Raw genomic sequence first — 15,711 nt, 5'->3', positions numbered from 1 at the left:
GTCCCGTACATGGATGCACGGCGGGCGGAGGACGGTGTGGGCGGCACGGAAGAAGCGGGCGGGGAGAGCGTCTTCACGGTGCTCGTCGCCGCCGGGGCCAATCTGGGCATCGCCCTCGCGAAGGCCGTCGCCGGCGTCATCAGCGGCTCCAGCGCGATGCTCTCCGAGGCGGCGCACTCCTTCGCCGACACCGTCACCGAACTGCTGCTGCTCACCTCCCTGAAGCGCAGCGACAAGCCCGCCGACGAGGAACATCCGCTCGGCTACGGCGGCGAGCGGTACGTGTGGGCGCTGCTCGCGGCCGTCGCCACGTTCGTGGGCGGCGCGGTCTTCTCCCTGTACGACGGGATCCACACGCTCGTCGCGGGCGAGGAACTGGGCAACCCCGTGGTGTCGTACGTGGTGCTGGGCGTCGCCTTCGTCCTCGAAGGGTTCTCACTGCGTACGGCGCTCAAGCAGGCGCGCGGCGAGGCGGCCAGGGTGCGGGCGCCGTTCGGCACGTATCTGCGGCACACGCCCGACACGGCGGTGAAGGCGGTCGTCCTGGAGGACAGCGCGGCGCTCGCCGGTCTGCTGCTGGCGGCCGGGGGCCTGCTCGGCTCGCAGCTCACCGGATCGGCGGCGTGGGACGCGGCGGCGTCCCTGTGCATCGGTGCGCTGCTGCTGTGGGTGGCGTGGGTGCTCGGGCGGTCCAACGCGGAGCTGCTGGTGGGGCGGCCGCTGCCGAAGCCCCTGCGGGACGAGATCCGGACGATCGTGCTCGGCGTCGAGCACGTCGAGGCGGTGCTCGAGCTGACCACGTTGGTGCAGGGGCCTCGGGAGGCGTTGGTCGCGGCGAAGGTGGACTTCCGGGACGCGTCCACGGCCGCCCAGATCGAGTGGGCGTGCGAGGACGCCTCGCGGCGGATCCGGGAGCGGTTCCCTGCGGTGCGGCGGGTCTTCCTCGATCCGACCCCGGGATTCGCGGCGCGGCGTACGGAGGGGCTCAATCCGTGGTGAGCGCGCCTCGGCGGCGGCCTACTGGTTGAGGCCGGCCGCGTCCAGGAGATAGGCCGTCATCGGGTCGTAGTGCCTCGGGCTCGTGACGTGGTCGTCCAGGGGGATCGTCACCTGCATCGTGCCCTCGGCCTCGCCGAGGAAGAGGGCCGGGTCGTTGCAGTCCGCGTAGCCGACGGAGTCGAGGCCGCGCTGCGCGGCGCAGCCCGCCCAGCCGTGGTCGGCGACCACGAGGTCGGGCAGCGGGCGGCCCTCGCGGGCCAGGCCGTCGAGGATCGCGGCCATCGGCGCGGGGGAGTGCGTGTGCCACAGCGTCGCGCCGCGCTCCAGCATCGCCACGTCCGCGAACTGGAAGACCATGCCCTCCTCCGTGGCGAGGCCCTCCGGGATCACCACGATCTCGCAGCCGGCCGCGCGCAGCGCCGTCGCCGTCGCCCGGTGGACGTCGAGGAGCCCGCCGGGGTGGCCCGTGGCGAGCAGGACGCGCTGCCGGTCCTCCGCGGCCTTGCGCAGGCGGGCGGCCGTGCGGTCGAGGGCGTCGACGGTCAGTTCCGGGTCGATGGTGTCCTGGCCCGAGCGGTGGTCGGCGTCGGCGACGACGCCGCAGCGCTCGGCCATCACGGCGAGCACGGCCTCCTCGTCGGTCCAGCGGTCGCCGAGTTCCAGACCCAGCCAGTAGTGGCGGTCGCCGTCCGCGAGCCTGCGGTAGTGCGAGCGGTTGTTCTCGCGGGGTGTCGCCACGTCCCCCGCGATGCGGGTGCGGACGAGGTGCTCGATCAGGGCGGAGCGGCTCGGGACGTCACTGGGCAATCCGGGTATCGGCATACGCCCATTGTGCCGGGCGCTCCGCCGGGCCGGTGATCGGTTCCGGGGAGTGGAATGGGGCGGGGGGCTCTGGGGGTGTGGTGGTCGGTACGGGGGGCTCGGGCCGGCCCCCCGGGGCCGGGGGCTTCCGGTCGGGGCGGGGTTGCCGTGGTTGGTGGTCGGTGGCCGGTGGTCGGTGGGTGGTAGGCGGCGCCGGGGTGCCAGGGCTATGAGGGGCGAGGGCTGCCGGGGCCCGGTGCGGGGGATGGGGGCGGCGTGGTCGGTGGACGGCGCCGGGCTTCGGCCGGGGGCAGGGCAGTACGGGGGTGACGGTTGCCGGGGATCCGGTACGGGGTTGGTGTCTACGTTGCCGATGGGCGGCGCCGCGCTTCGACGGCCGCGCCGTGCCCCGGCCACCTCCCACCCACCGCCCCCTCCGGGGGCTTCGGTCGTCGTGTGGGGCCCACGCCGTCCCGTCGGGCCTGCGGCTCCGGGAACCGCCGGCCTTGCCGGAGCCTCGTGGAGTGCCCTGATGCGGGACCGGTCCCCGTGGGGCCTACGCCCCTGGAGGGGGCGGGTGGGTGGGAGATGGGCGAGGGAAAAGGTGGTTGGGCCGGGGCCCCGTTCGGGTGCCGGGCCGGTGGCTTGGCCGCGTGGGTCGGGGCGGTGGTTCGGGCGGGTGACCCGGTGTGGTCCACCGGGGGCGGAACCCCGTCGACCTCACGTACCCGTCCGCCTCGGACCACTGTCGCCCCGCACGCACCGGTCGACCTCACTCCTCCGTCGCCCAGGCCCCGCCGACCCCCACGCCCCCGGAGGGAACCGTCACCCGTCCCGTAGCGCGAACCACAGCTCCATCCGCGTGTCCGGGTCGTCCAGGTTCACCGAGAGGAGTTTCGCGCAGCGGGCGATGCGTTGGCGGGCCGTGTTGCGGTGGATGGTGAGGGCCGTCGCCGTGCTCTCCCAGTTGCCGTGCAGCGAGAGCCACGTACGGAGGGTCTCCAGGAGGGCCGGGTTGCCGGCCAGCGGGTCGAGGGTGAGGGCGGGGGCGTTGTCCGGGCGGTGATGGGCCAGGGGCGCGCGGGTCGCGCGGGCGCGGGTCAGGGCGTGCGCCGCCTGGGCGTCCGCGAGGGGCAGGTCGCGGGCGTTGACCGGGGCGCTGACCCCGATCACGTAGCCCTTGTGCGGGGCGACCTCCTGGTCGGACGGGATGAGGGCGCGGGTGAGCGCGTCGTCGGACGACGTAGAGGCCAGGGGCGTGGCCAGGTCGGGGGCCGGGCGCGGGGACAGGGGCCGGGCGTGGACCACGCGCCACAGGGTGTCGGGGCCGAGGAGCCGCGTCGCTGCCTCCACCCGGTCCGTGCCCAGCAGGACGTCCACCAGGGCCGCCGCGCGCCGCGTGTCACCCGTGGAGCGGTGCTCGCCCGTGAGGAGCGAGAGCAGCACGACCGCCGCCCCGGCGATCGTGTGGTCGCCCGGTGACCTGGACTCCGTCGCGAGACCGAGCGCGCCGCCCGTGCTCAGCGCGTACGCGGACAGGTGCGTGCCCCCGACCGTGTCCGCGGCCGACGACGGGGTGGGGAAGAGGTGCGTGGCGTGCGGGCGGACCACCGCCGTCAGCTCGGCGAGGGCGTCGCCGGCCGCCCCCGTCGGGCGCGGCCCCGCGTGGTGCGGTTCGTCGCCGTCCGGGGTGACGGCCACCGCGAAGCCGCCGATGCGCTGCGCGAGCTGGCGCAGCACCGAGGGGAGCGGGTCGGGGCGCGCCGCCGCGGAGGCCAGCGCCTGCTGGGCCTCCGTGACCCGGCGCAGCTCCGCGTTCCGCGCCTGCGCCATCAGTTCCCACACGGCCCGCGCGATCCCGCTGAACGTGGTCCGCGGCGGCACCTCCACGAGCGGAAGACCGAGCCGCTCGCAGGCCGCGACCAGCTCCGGCGGCACCGTGTCGAAGACCGGCGTCACACCGAAGCCGAGCGCCACCGCGCCGCCCCGCGCGACCCGCTCCGCGTACTCCTCGAAGTAGCCCTCCAGCGGCTCGTCGGGCGCGTGCACGCCCGCCGTCAGGAGCAGCTCGCCGCCCAGCAGGAACGGCTCGGGGTCGGTCAGCTCCGACGTGTGCGCCCCGTGCACGACGACGTCCGCCGCGTCGGGCCCCGCGATCCTGCGGAGCCCCAGGTCGGCGCGGGCGAGCACCGCGGCGAGCGAAACGCCCTGCGTGGGGGGCGCGGTCACGGACACCTGTGGACGATTCCTCTGCTGTCATCCGGATCAGTGGACGAAACGTACACTTCAGTGCCGCTTTTCGGCCACCTAGATTTCTTGCGACCGGTGGGTGCGGGTACGGGCGGATGTCCCCGCACACCCCAGGAGCCCGTTCGGGAACTCCGCAGCCGGACAACTCCCCTGCACGACACGCCACCGAGGTGGACCAAAGGAGGACGCCCCATGGCCGTCGACTACATCGTGATCGTCGTCTATCTGGCCGGCATGCTGGCGATGGGCTGGTGGGGCATGCGCCGCGCCAAGTCCAAGAGCGACTTCCTGGTCGCCGGACGGCGGCTCGGCCCCGCCATGTACTCCGGCACGATGGCCGCGGTCGTCCTCGGCGGCGCCTCCACCATCGGCGGCGTGGGACTCGGCTACCAGTACGGTCTGTCGGGCGCCTGGATGGTGTTCACCATCGGCCTCGGCATCCTCGCCCTCTCGGTCTTCTTCTCGGCGCGCATCGCCCGCCTGAAGGTCTACACCGTCTCCGAGATGCTCGACCTCCGCTACGGCGGCGGCCGCGCCGGAATGATCTCCGGCATCGTCATGTGGGCGTACACGCTGATGCTGGTCGTCACGTCCACCATCGCGTACGCGACGATCTTCGACGTCCTCTTCGACGTGCCGCGCACCCTCGCGATCGTCGTCGGCGGCACCATCGTCGTCGCCTACTCGACGCTCGGCGGCATGTGGTCGATCACCATCACCGACATGGTGCAGTTCGTCGTGAAGACGATCGGTGTGCTGATCATTCTGCTGCCCGTCGCGGTCATCAAGGCCGGTGGCTTCAGCGAGATGAAGGCCGCGCTGCCGACCTCGTACTTCGACCCGCTGGGCATCGGCGGCGAGACGATCTTCACGTACGTGCTGATCTACACGTTCGGCATGCTCATCGGCCAGGACATCTGGCAGCGCGTCTTCACCGCCCGCAACGACAAGGTGGCCCGCTGGGGCGGCACCGTCTCCGGCGTCTACTGCCTGCTCTACGCGATCGGCGGCGCGGTCATCGGCACCGCCGCCAAGGTCCTCTACCCGAAGGGCCTCGGCCAGGCCGACGAGGCGTTCGCGCAGATCGTCAAGGACGAGCTGCCCGTCGGCATCCGCGGCCTCGTCCTCGCCGCTGCCCTCGCCGCCGTCATGTCGACGTCCTCCGGAGCGCTGATCGCCTGCGCCACCGTCGCCAACAACGACATCTGGAAGCGGCTGCGCGGCATCAAGCCAGAGGCGTCCGGCGAGACCGAGCACGACGAGGTCAAGGGCAACCGGATGTTCATCCTCGGCCTCGGCATCGTCGCGATCGTCATCTCCGTCCTCCTCAACAACGTCGTCGAGGCACTGACCGTCGCCTACAACCTGCTCGTCGGCGGGCTGCTCGTGCCCATCCTCGGCGGCCTGCTCTGGAAGCGCGGCAACGTCAGCGGCGCCCTCGCCTCCGTCGCCGTCGGCGGCCTCACCGTCATCGGCGCGATGTGGCGCTACGGCATCCTCGCCAACGAGCCCGTGTACTTCGGCCTGGTCGCGTCACTCGTCGTCTACGTGATCGTGTCCCTGGCCACCCGGCCCACCGACGCCGCCGTCCTCGCCAACTGGCGCGAGCGGCTCGCCGGACGCGGCGCCGAGGAGCCCGAGCCGGCTCCGGCCGCCGTGGCCCCGTAAGCAGCAGCACCGCAGCAACCCCCGCAGGAAAGAAGGCATGCGCGCAATGAACAGCAACGAGACGCCCCGCGTTCCCAACGGCCCCACCGGCGCCGTCGGACCGGTCGACTCCTCCCGGATCCCGCGCTACGCGGGCCCGGCGACGTTCGCCCGCCTGCCCCGGATCGACGAGGTGGACTCCGCCGACGTGGCGGTCGTCGGCGTCCCCTTCGACACCGGCGTCTCCTACCGTCCCGGCGCCCGCTTCGGCGGCAACGCGATCCGCGAGGCCTCCCGCCTCCTGCGCCCGTACAACCCGGCGCAGGACGCCTCGCCGTTCGCGCTCGCCCAGGTCGCGGACGCCGGTGACATCGCCGCCAACCCGTTCAACATCAACGAGGCCGTCGACACCATCGAGGCCGCCGCCGACGACCTGCTCGGCTCCGGCGCCCGCATGATGACGCTCGGCGGCGACCACACCATCGCGCTGCCGCTGCTGCGCTCGGTCGCCAAGAAGCACGGCCCGGTCGCCCTGCTGCACTTCGACGCGCACCTCGACACCTGGGACACGTACTTCGGCGCCGAGTACACGCACGGCACCCCGTTCCGCCGCGCCGTCGAGGAGGGCATCCTCGACACCTCCGCCCTCTCCCACGTCGGCACCCGCGGCCCGCTCTACGGCCGCTCCGACCTCACGGACGACGAGAAGCTCGGCTTCGGCATCGTCACCTCCGCCGACGTGTACCGGCGCGGCGCCGACGAGGTCGCCGACCAGCTCCGTCAGCGCATCGGCGACCGCCCGCTCTACATCTCCATCGACATCGACTGCCTCGACCCGGCGCACGCGCCCGGCACCGGCACCCCGGAGGCGGGCGGCATGACCTCCCGCGAGCTCCTCGAGATTCTTCGCGGCCTTTCTTCGTGCAACCTGGTGTCCGCGGACGTCGTGGAAGTGGCGCCCGCGTACGACCACGCGGAGATCACGTCCGTCGCCGCCTCGCACACCGCGTACGAGCTGACGACGATCATGTCCCGCCAGATCGCGGAGGCCCGCAACCAGTGACGCACGACCACGACCTCGAGCTGACGCCCACCCCCGCGCAGATCGCGGCGGCGCTCAACCCGCCCGCAGGTCGCAACGGCGGTGACCTCGTCGTCGAGACCCTGCACGGGCTCGGCGCGTCCACCGTGTTCGGACTGCCGGGGCAGCACGCCCTCGGCATGTTCGACGCGCTGCGGCGGTCGTCGCTCAGGTACGTGGGACTGCGCGTCGAGAACAACGCCGGTTTCGCGGCGGACGCGTACGGCCGGGTCACCGGGGAGGTGGCGCCGCTGCTGCTCTCCACGGGGCCCGGTTCGCTGATGTCGCTCGCCGCGCTCCAGGAGGCGGCCGCCGCCTCAGCGCCCGTGCTCGCCATCGGCAGCCAGGTCCCGGTAGCCGGGCTCGGCGGCGGTCGGCACGGCTATCTGCACGAACTCCGCGACCAGCAGGCCTCGTTCCGCGACGTGGTCAAGTCCGTGCACACCGTGCGTACGCAGTCGCAGATCCCGTCGGCGATCGCCGCGGCCTGGGAGTCGGCGCTGAGCGCCCCGCACGGCCCGGTGTGGGTGGAGATCCCGCAGGACGTGCTGCTCGCCGAGACGAGCCTGCCGGTCGTCACGGGCGTGGACGCCACCCCGCACGATCTCGTGCCGCGGCCCGAACTCACCGCGGTGGCCGCCGATCTGCTCGCTCATGCCGAACGCCCGGCGATCATCGCGGGCGGCGGTGTCGTCCGCGCGGACGCGACGGGCAAGCTGCGGGCGCTCGCGGAGAAGGTGAACGCCCCGGTCGTCTCCACCTTCGGCGGCAAGGGCGCCTTCCCCTGGGAGCACCCGCTGTCGCTCCAGTCCTGGATGGAGGACCGGCACACGACGGACTTCCTCGAGGACGCCGACGTGCTGCTCGTCGTCGGCTCCGGGCTCGGCGAACTCTCCTCGAACTACCACACGTTCGCGCCGCGCGGCCGGGTGATCCAGATCGAGGCCGACGCCGGAAAGCTGGAGTCCAACCACCCGGCCCTCGGCATCCACGCCGACGCCCGCCTCGCGCTCCAGGCGCTGGTCGAGACGGTCGCCGAACGCCCCGACGACGAGGCGCCCGCCCGCGTCGCCGCGGTCCTCAAGGCCGTACGGGACCGCATCGACGCGCAGGAACTCACCCTGGAACAGGACGTGCTGGCCTCGGTCCGCGCGGCCCTTCCGGCGAACGCCCCCTCCTTCTGGGACATGACGATCCTCGCCTACTGGGCGTGGTCCGCGTGGCCCGGAGCCCTGCACTCGGCGCAGGGCGCGGGCGGCCTCGGCTACGGGTTCCCCGCCGCCATCGGCGCGGCCGTCGGCGACCCGACGACCCCCGTCCTCGCGGTCTCCGGCGACGGCGGCGCCATGTACTCCATCGCCGAGCTCGCCACGGCGAAGCAGTACGACCTGAACGTCACCTGGCTGATCGTCGACGACGGCGGCTACGGGATCCTGCGCGAGTACATGACCGACGCCTTCGGCCAGGCCACCGCCACGGAGCTGGCCCGCCCCGACTTCGTCGCCCTCGCCGAGTCCTTCGGCGTCCCCGGGGTGCGCACCACCCCGGAGACCCTCAAGGACGACCTGGCGAAGGCCATCGCCGAGCCGGGCCCACGCGTGGTGGTGCTCCCGGCCCTGCTCAGGATGTTCGCGCCGACGCATCTGGGCTGACGCGGAACACCGCGCCTACCAGATCGACTCGACCCACTCCGGGTGGTCGATGAACGGGTTGCGGTTGTGCTGGTAGGTGTCGTAGATGACCTCGTTGCGGTTCTGTTCGAAGGAGTCCGGCGGGTCCTCGGCGCTCCACTTCTTCAGGACGGAGAGCTTGCCGATGTTCGGTGCGCTGCCGTTGTCCACCTGGTCGTTGGGCTCCAGGTCGGCGAAGGAGTCGTCGCCCTCGTAGCGGACCGCCATGTAGAGGATCATCCGCGCGACGTCGCCCTTGACGGCGTCGCGCGGTTCGAACGAGTCGTCGTCGGTGAGGCTGCCGCCGCCGTTGTCGACCGCGCTGCCGCCCTCGTCGAAGTCCTTGTTGCCGCGGATCGAGTTGACCGTGACGTCCTCGGGGCGCAGGTGGTGCAGGTCCGTGCCGGGGCCTGTCGCCGTGCCGAAGTCGCCGTGCGACTTGGCCCAGACGTGCTCGCGGTTCCAGTCGCCGCTGTCGCCGCCGTTGGCCGACTTCGCGCGGGAGACGCCGCTGTAGAGCAGGATCACGTTGGAGCTGTTCGCCGGGTCCTGGTCGGTGGTCTTCAGGGCGTCCCAGACGGCGTCGTAGGAGAGCTTGGTCTGGTCGCTGATGATCGTGTGCAGCGCGCTCTTCAGCTCGGTGCCGGTCTTGCCCTCGGCGTCCTGGTAGTACGTGTCGTCGTACGCGGTGGTGGCCGCGGTGGTGGTCACGGGGGCCGGGTTCGCCGTCGCCGCCGTGGGGAGGGCGAGGGCGGCCAGGACGGTCGCGGTGGTGAGGGCGAAGGTGCGTATGGGGATTCCGGGCATGTGGGGTGTCCGTCCGTTCTACGCGGGTTGAGTTGGTGGAACGGAGCGTGACATGGACACGTATGGATTGGGTGAATGCGGGGAGGCGGTTCTGTGACGACACGGGCCCCTGATGAGGTATCAGGGGCCCGTGGTGTGAGGGGAGTTGCGGGTCAGTCCACGTCGGACGGGTCCAGGCGGTACAGGGACTGGGACGACGAGGAGCTGTCCGAGCTCTTCGAACTCTTGCTGTACTCGCTCGACTTCACCGCCGTGCCGTGCTTCTTCACCCACGCGGTGACGGCGGAGCCGACGTCGTTCCCGCCGCCCATCGGGCCGCCCATGCCGCCCTCGCCGACCTGGATGTAGTGCAACTGGCCGCTCTTCACCAGCTTCTTGAGCTTGGCGACGGTCATGCCCTTGTCCGAGCCCGTGAAGCCGTACATGGAGATGACGGGCTTCTTGGTGGAGAGGATGATCTGGGCCGCGGACTGTGAATTGGACACCGCGAGCAGCCACTTGGCGCCGTCCTGGTGCTTCTCCAGGTACGCGATCATGTCGCTGTCGACGCCGCCGCCCATGCCACCGGGGCCACGGGTGGCTCCGCCGCGTTGGCCGGACTCCTGCTTGCCGGAGCCGGATTCCTGGCCGCCGCCGGGCATGTCGCCGCCGCCCGGCATGCCGCCGCCCTGCTGAGAGCCGCCAGGGAAGTCGCCCTCGGGCGCCTCGCCGCCACCGGGCATCCGGCCCCCGCCCGGCATCTCGCCGCCGCCCTGAGGCGCGCCCCCGTCCTGCGCCGAGCCCCCGCCCTCCCGGCCGCCCGGCATCTCGCCGCCGCCCGGGAAGCCGCCCCGGCCGCCGCCGGGGCCGCCCATGCCGCCGCCCGTCGAGGGGCCGGCCGTCGGGTTCGTGCCGCCCATGCCGCCGGCCCGGCCGGAGGAGAGTGGCGCCGAGAAGGAGTACGCCGCGGGGCCCGCGACCGTCGCGACGACCGCCGCCGCCACGGCCACCGCGAACAGCCGCAGCCGCCGCCCCGACGACGTACGCAGGAGCAGCAGTCCGGCCAGGGCCGCCGCCATGACGAGCGCGATCACCGGCCACAGCCAGCCGTTCCAGCCGGACGCGCGGCGCAGCAGCACGACCGACCAGATCCCGGTGACGCCGAGCGCCACGGGCAGCACCCACGCCCACCGCTTGTCCGTGCGGAACGCGCGCAGCAGCATCACGCCGCCGCCCCCGCACAGCGCCGCGATGCCCGGGGCGACCGCGGTCGTGTAGTACGGGTGCATGGTGCCCTCGGCCGTCGCGAACGTGACGTAGTGGAGCAGGAGCCAGCCGCCCCACAGGACGAGCGCCGCCCGCGTGAGGTCGGTGCGCGGGGCGCGACCGCGCAGCACCAGGCCGCCGACCAGGGCGATCGCCGCGAACGGGATCAGCCAGGAGATCTGCCCGCCGAGCGTCTCGTTGAAGAGCCGGCCGAGGCCCGCCGCGCCGGAGAAGCCGCCGCCTCCGCCGCCTCCGCCCCCGCCGTTGCCCTCGCCGCCGAGGATCCGGCCCAGGCCGTTGTAGCCCATGATCAGGTCCCAGGCGGAGCCGTCCGTGGAGCCGCCGATGTACGGGCGCTCGTCGGCCGGGATCAGCGAGACCGCCGTGGCCCACCAGAAGCTGGAGACCACGAGGACCACGGCCGCGAGCACCAGGTTGCGGACCTTCCGGGCCCAGCCCAGGTGGGACGCGTACAGGTACACGGCGAGGACGGCGGGCAGCGCGATGTAGCCCTGGAGCATCTTCGTGTTGAAGGCGAGGCCGAAGCAGGCCGCGGAGGCGAGCAGCGGCAGCAGCCTGCCGTCGCGGGTGGCGCGCAGCGCGAGGGCCGCGCCGCCCACCATCAGGAGCACGAGGAGGGTGTCCGGGTTGTTGTCCCGATTGATGGCGACGGTGATCGGGGTGAGCGCGAGGACCAGCGCGGCGATCGCGGCGGCCGCGTGGCCCCACACCCGCTTCACGGACGCGTGCAGGATCCAGATCGTGCCGAGCGCGGCGGCGATCTGCGGCAGCATCATCTGCCAGGTGCCGAAGCCGAGGACGCGGCAGGACAGGCCCATCGTCATCAGGGCGAGCGGCGGCTTGTCGACGGTGAGGAAGTTGCCCGCGTCGATGGAGCCGAAGAACCAGGCCTTCCAGCTCTGCGTGCCGCTGTAGACGGCGGCGCTGTAGAAGCTGTTGAGGTTCGACGAGGACAGGTTCCAGGCGTACAGCGCCCCGGCGAGCACGAGGATCGCGAGCAGCGCGGGCAACGACCAGCGCGGCGCGCGGTGCGCGGTCGGCGGGGCCGCCGGCGGCGCGGCGGCCGGGGCGTCGGGGTGGGGTTCGATGGCGGAGGTCACCAGAGCACCGTGCACGGCGCCGGTGAGCGAGGGCTGTGCCGAAGCTGGGTGCCACCTGTGGAAACCGGTTCGTGGTGGTCGACGATCACCGATTGTTACGGCGGGATGAAATCGGATCCCGTCCGCGTTGGCCCTTCGGCAGCTCAGGGCGAGAGGTCAGGCGAGCGGGAGGCGGCACGGCGTGGCGGAACAACGGGGCTGGGCGAAACGGCTGGCGGGGTACGCGTGGCGGTATCCCAAGGACGTCGTACTCGCCCTCGGCGCCTCGCTCGGCGGCATGGGCGTCATGGCGCTCGTCCCGCTGATCACGAAGGTGATCATCGACGACGTGATCGGGAACCACACCCGGTCCATGGCGGTGTGGGCGGGCGCCCTCATCGGCGCGGCCGTCGTCGTCTACGTCCTCGCGTTCATCCGCCGCTACTACGGCGGCAGGCTCGCCCTCGACGTCCAGCACGACCTCCGTACCGAGATGCACGGCTCGATCAGCCGGCTCGACGGCAGGCGCCAGGACGAGCTGTCGACCGGGCAGGTCGTGGGCCGCGCCACCAGCGACCTCCAGCTGATCCAGAGCCTGCTCTTCATGCTCCCGATGACCATCGGGAACGTACTGCTCTTCCTGATCTCCCTGGTGATCATGGCGTGGCTCTCGCCGCCGCTGACCCTGGTCGCGCTGGCCGTCGCGCCCGCCATCTGGTTCATCGCCAAGCGCAGCCGCGCCCGGCTGCACCCCGCCACCTGGTACGCGCAGGCGCAGGCCGCCGCCGTCGCCGGGGTCGTCGACGGGGCGGTCAGCGGCGTGCGCGTCGTGAAGGGCTTCGGGCAGGAGGAGCAGGAGACCGGCAAGCTGAAGACGGTCGGCCGCAGGCTCTTCGCGGGCCGCCTGCGCACGGTCCGGCTGAACTCGAAGTACACCCCGGCGCTGCAGGCCGTGCCCGCGCTCGGGCAGGTCGCGATGCTGGCGCTCGGCGGCTGGCTCGCGGTGCGCGGCCAGGTCACGCTCGGCACGTTCGTCGCGTTCTCCTCGTACCTCGCCCAGCTCGTCGGCCCGGTGCGGATGCTCGCGGTCGTCCTCACCGTCGGGCAGCAGGCCCGTGCCGGCGTGGAGCGCGTCCTCGAACTCATCGACACCGAGCCGAGCCTCGTCGACGGCACGAAGGAGCTGCCCGCCGACGCGCCCGCGACCGTCGAGTTCGACAACGTGTCCTTCACGTACGCGGACGCCGAGCAGCCCGTGCTCGACGGCCTGTCCTTCGAGATCCGCGCCGGTGAGACGCTCGCCGTCGTCGGCTCGTCCGGCTCCGGCAAGTCCACCGTCTCGCTGCTGCTGCCGCGCTTCTACGACGCCACGCACGGCGCCGTCCTCGTCGGCGGGCACGACGTGCGCGAGCTGACCACGGCGTCGCTGCGCTCCGCGATCGGCCTCGTCCCCGAGGACTCCTTTCTGTTCTCCGACTCCGTGGGCGCCAACATCGCGTACGGGTTCCCGGGGGCGACGCGGGAGCAGATCGAGACGGCCGCGCGCGCCGCGCAGGCCCACGACTTCATCAGCGCGCTGCCCGAGGGCTACGACACGAAGGTCGGCGAGCACGGGCTCACGCTCTCCGGCGGCCAGCGCCAGCGCGTCGCGCTCGCCCGCGCCATCCTCACCGACCCGCGCCTGCTCGTCCTCGACGACGCGACGTCCGCCGTGGACGCCCGCGTCGAGCACGAGATCCACGAGGCGCTGAGCCACGTGATGGCGGGCCGCACCACCTTGTTGATCGCGCACCGCCGCTCCACCCTCGGCCTCGCCGACCGGATCGCCGTGCTCGACGGCGGGCGGCTCGCCGCGATCGGCACGCACGAGGAGCTGGAGGCGTCGTCGCCGCTGTACCGGCGGCTGCTCACCGACCCCGACGAGCTGGGCGGAGTCTCTCCGGGCCACACCGCGGCGACCGCGGGCGAGCCGGTGGAGGACACCTCCGTACGCGAGGAGCTGGACGCCGAGTTCGACGCCGAGCGCGGCGTCACCCCCAGGCTGTGGACGGGCGACCGGGAGCCGCGGGACACCGCGCTCGCCGGGACCCCGGCGACGCCCGAGCTGCTCGCGCAGGTCGACGCGCTGCCGCCGGCCACCGACACCCCCGACGTCGACGAGGCGCGGGCCGTCACGCCCGAGGAGTCGTACGGGCTGCGCCGTCTGTTGCGCGGGTTCGGGGCGCCGCTGCTGATCAGCCTCGCGCTCGTCGCCGTCGACGCGGGCATGGGCCTGCTGTTGCCGATCCTGATCCGGCACGGCATCGACGAGGGCGTCACGCAGCTCGCGCTCGGCGCGGTGTGGGCGGCGTCCGCGCTGGCGCTCGGCACGGTGCTCGCGCAGTGGGCCGCGCAGTTCGGCGAGACGCGGATGACCGGGCGGACCGGCGAGCGGGTCCTCTACTCGCTCCGCCTCAAGATCTTCTCGCAGCTCCAGCGGCTCGGGCTCGACTACTACGAGCGCGAGCTGACGGGGCGCATCATGACCCGTATGACGACGGACGTCGACGCGCTGTCGACGTTCCTGCAGACCGGGCTCGTGACGGCGTTCGTCTCACTCGTCACGTTCTTCGGGATCATGGTCGCGTTGCTGGTCATCGACGTGCAGCTGGCGCTCGTGGTGTTCGCGACGCTGCCGCCGCTGATCATCGGCACGTTCTTCTTCCGGCGCTCCAGCGTCAAGGCGTACGAGCTGGCGCGCGAGCGGATCTCCGTCGTGAACGCCGATCTCCAGGAGACGGTCGCGGGGCTGCGGATCGTGCAGGCGTTCCGGCGCGAGAAGGACGGGGCGGAGAAGTTCGCCGCGGGCAGCGCGAGCTACCGTGCGGCGCGCATCCGCGGGCAGTGGCTGATCTCCGTGTACTTCCCGTTCGTGCAGCTCCTGTCGGCGGTGGCCACGGCGGCCGTCCTCGCGGTGGGCGCGCACCGGGTCGACGCGGGCACCCTGACGACGGGCGCGCTGGTCGCGTACCTCCTCTACATCGACCTGTTCTTCGCCCCCGTCCAGCAGCTCTCCCAGGTCTTCGACGGGTACCAGCAGGCCACCGTCTCGCTCGGCCGCATCCAGGAGCTGCTGCGCGAGCCGACGTCCACGGAGAACGCCGAGCGGCCCCGCGAGGTGCCGTCGCTGCGCGGCGAGATCGCCTTCGAGGACGTGGACTTCGCGTACGGGGACGGCGAGGTCGCCCTCAGCGGGGTGGACCTGCGGATCCCCGCGGGGCAGACCGTCGCGTTCGTCGGCGAGACCGGCGCGGGCAAGTCGACGCTGGTCAAGCTCGTCGCCCGGTTCTACGACCCGACGGCGGGACGGGTCACCGCCGACGGCGTCGACCTGCGCGAGCTCGACCTCACCGGGTACCGGCACCGCCTCGGCGTCGTCCCGCAGGAGGCGTACCTCTTCCCGGGCACGGTCCGCGACGCGATCGCCTACGGGCGGCCCGACGCGAGCGACGCCCAGGTCGAGGCGGCGGCGCGGGCGGTCGGCGCGCACGAGATGATCGCGACGCTCGACGGCGGCTACCTCCACGAGGTCGCCGAGCGCGGCCGCAACCTCTCGGCGGGCCAGCGTCAGCTGATCGCCCTGGCCCGCGCCGAACTCGTCGACCCGGACATCCTCCTCCTCGACGAGGCCACCGCCGCCCTCGACCTGGCCACGGAGGCCCAGGTCAACCAGGCCACGGACCGCATCTCCGGCAAGCGCACGACCCTGGTGGTCGCCCACCGCCTCACCACGGCGGCCCGCGCGGACCGCGTGATCGTGATGGACCACGGAAAGGTCGCCGAGGACGGCACCCACGACGAGCTGCTCGCCCTGGAGGGCAAGTACGCGACGCTGTGGCGAACCTTCCTGGGTGAGGCCGCACCGGCCCGCACGTGACAGTGGGGCCGCCCCGCCCGCTCGCCGGACGGAGTCCGGCCAGTCGTCCGAAGCCCGGGAGGCCCGCCAGGGCCGAGCGGTGCGAGGGCGACATCGGGAGGTTCAGCGCACGGCAAGGTCGCAGAGGACGGCACCCACGACGAGCTGCTCGCCCTGGAGGGCAAGTACGCGACGCTGTGGCGAACCTTCCTGGGT

Annotated in this window: 9 protein-coding genes; 5 read left to right on the top strand and 4 right to left on the bottom strand. The window is 72.8% G+C overall.

Features of this window, described 5'->3' with window-relative positions:
* The first annotated feature begins 9 nt into the window (after window positions 1-9).
* Window positions 10-999 (top strand): cation diffusion facilitator family transporter, encoded by a 990-nt coding sequence (locus ACTWJ8_RS15870; RefSeq protein WP_356376587.1) that lies wholly within the window; start codon window positions 10-12, stop codon window positions 997-999.
* Between the two features lie 18 nt (window positions 1,000-1,017).
* Here ACTWJ8_RS15870 and ACTWJ8_RS15865 read toward each other — a convergent pair whose 3' ends face one another.
* Both ACTWJ8_RS15865 and ACTWJ8_RS15860 read right to left on the bottom strand, forming a co-directional pair.
* Window positions 1,018-1,821 carry a phosphatase gene (locus ACTWJ8_RS15865; protein ID WP_356376590.1) on the bottom strand — a complete coding sequence of 268 codons (804 nt, stop codon included), beginning with the start codon at window positions 1,819-1,821 and terminating at the stop codon, window positions 1,018-1,020.
* Between the two features lie 804 nt (window positions 1,822-2,625).
* Window positions 2,626-4,029, bottom strand: coding sequence for a PucR family transcriptional regulator (locus ACTWJ8_RS15860; RefSeq protein ID WP_443264201.1), 1,404 nt, complete (start codon window positions 4,027-4,029; stop codon window positions 2,626-2,628).
* Between the two features lie 213 nt (window positions 4,030-4,242).
* Here ACTWJ8_RS15860 and ACTWJ8_RS15855 point away from each other — a divergent pair, with 213 nt between their 5' ends.
* Genes ACTWJ8_RS15855 through ACTWJ8_RS15845 form a run of 3 tightly spaced genes read left to right on the top strand, consistent with a single transcriptional unit; the run spans window position 4,243 to window position 8,430 of the window.
* The gene (locus ACTWJ8_RS15855) at window positions 4,243-5,718 is read left to right on the top strand and encodes a sodium:solute symporter (RefSeq protein ID WP_443264199.1); all 1,476 of its coding nucleotides are present in this window, start codon (window positions 4,243-4,245) and stop codon (window positions 5,716-5,718) included.
* A gap of 46 nt (window positions 5,719-5,764) precedes the next feature.
* Window positions 5,765-6,760 (top strand): agmatinase, encoded by a 996-nt coding sequence (speB, locus tag ACTWJ8_RS15850; RefSeq protein ID WP_356376596.1) that lies wholly within the window; start codon window positions 5,765-5,767, stop codon window positions 6,758-6,760.
* Window positions 6,757-8,430, top strand: a complete 1,674-nt coding sequence (locus tag ACTWJ8_RS15845; protein ID WP_356376599.1) for a thiamine pyrophosphate-binding protein — start codon at window positions 6,757-6,759, stop codon at window positions 8,428-8,430. The genes speB and ACTWJ8_RS15845 overlap by 4 nt, the downstream gene beginning before the upstream one ends.
* Before the next feature lie 15 nt (window positions 8,431-8,445).
* Here the strand turns inward: ACTWJ8_RS15845 and ACTWJ8_RS15840 are convergent, their stop codons facing one another.
* The gene (locus tag ACTWJ8_RS15840; protein WP_356376602.1) at window positions 8,446-9,255 is read right to left on the bottom strand and encodes an endonuclease I family protein; all 810 of its coding nucleotides are present in this window, start codon (window positions 9,253-9,255) and stop codon (window positions 8,446-8,448) included.
* 152 nt (window positions 9,256-9,407) lie between these two features.
* Window positions 9,408-11,621 (bottom strand): ArnT family glycosyltransferase, encoded by a 2,214-nt coding sequence (locus ACTWJ8_RS15835; protein ID WP_443264197.1) that lies wholly within the window; start codon window positions 11,619-11,621, stop codon window positions 9,408-9,410.
* 181 nt (window positions 11,622-11,802) lie between these two features.
* Between ACTWJ8_RS15835 and ACTWJ8_RS15830 the strand changes: the two genes are divergently transcribed.
* Window positions 11,803-15,516: an ABC transporter ATP-binding protein gene (locus tag ACTWJ8_RS15830; protein WP_443264195.1), complete on the top strand. Its 3,714-nt coding sequence runs from the start codon at window positions 11,803-11,805 to the stop codon at window positions 15,514-15,516.
* Window positions 15,517-15,711: the final 195 nt, after the last annotated feature.

Origin of the sequence: Streptomyces sp. SDT5-1, from assembly GCF_052245995.1 — a bacterium.
In the GTDB taxonomy this organism is placed as follows: domain Bacteria; phylum Actinomycetota; class Actinomycetes; order Streptomycetales; family Streptomycetaceae; genus Streptomyces.
The sequence above is the reverse complement of the archived record's forward strand: the minus strand, read 5'-3'. Positions and strand labels throughout refer to the sequence as shown.

Excerpts from the sequence above, each read along its gene's own strand:
- ACTWJ8_RS15870 (WP_356376587.1), top strand. The coding sequence starts at position 10 with ATGGATGCACGGCGGGCGGAGGACGGTGTGGGCGGCACGGAAGAAGCG.
- ACTWJ8_RS15865 (WP_356376590.1), bottom strand. The coding sequence starts at position 1,821 with ATGCCGATACCCGGATTGCCCAGTGACGTCCCGAGCCGCTCCGCCCTG.
- ACTWJ8_RS15855 (WP_443264199.1), top strand. The coding sequence starts at position 4,243 with ATGGCCGTCGACTACATCGTGATCGTCGTCTATCTGGCCGGCATGCTG.
- speB (WP_356376596.1), top strand. The coding sequence starts at position 5,765 with ATGAACAGCAACGAGACGCCCCGCGTTCCCAACGGCCCCACCGGCGCC.
- ACTWJ8_RS15840 (WP_356376602.1), bottom strand. The coding sequence starts at position 9,255 with ATGCCCGGAATCCCCATACGCACCTTCGCCCTCACCACCGCGACCGTC.